The sequence below is a fragment of the Cryobacterium sp. 10I1 genome (assembly GCF_035019805.1).
Lineage (GTDB): Bacteria > Actinomycetota > Actinomycetes > Actinomycetales > Microbacteriaceae > Cryobacterium > Cryobacterium glucosi.
On record NZ_JASJVF010000621.1, the window covers coordinates 1 to 310 of the forward strand.

The window sequence follows — 310 nt, forward strand, 5'->3', positions numbered from 1 at the left end:
CCGGGGAGGAGGCCGTCGTCGACGCGATCCGCTCGTCCCGGCTGCTGATCCCGCTCGTGACGGCGCTCGGCGACTCCGGGCACACCGACGCCGGTCTCCTCGTCGACAAGACCCAGGAACTCTCGGTCATCACGGTCGCCGGACCGGACGGTCGGAACGTGCTCCCGGTGTTCACCTCGGCCGAAGCCATGGCAGCGTGGAACAGTGCGGCGCGGCCGGTGCCGGCCGACGGCATCCGGATCGCCCTCGCCGCGGCACAGGAGAACACCGACCTCGTCGTGCTCGACCCGACCGCGCCGACCGAATATGT

The 310-nt window shown here is 71.3% G+C and carries 1 protein-coding gene; it reads left to right on the forward strand.

Annotated features, from left to right (window positions below; genetic code table 11):
• On the forward strand, nt 1-310 hold a 310-nt coding region (locus QN345_RS20045), incomplete at both ends, for an SseB family protein (RefSeq protein ID WP_323509242.1).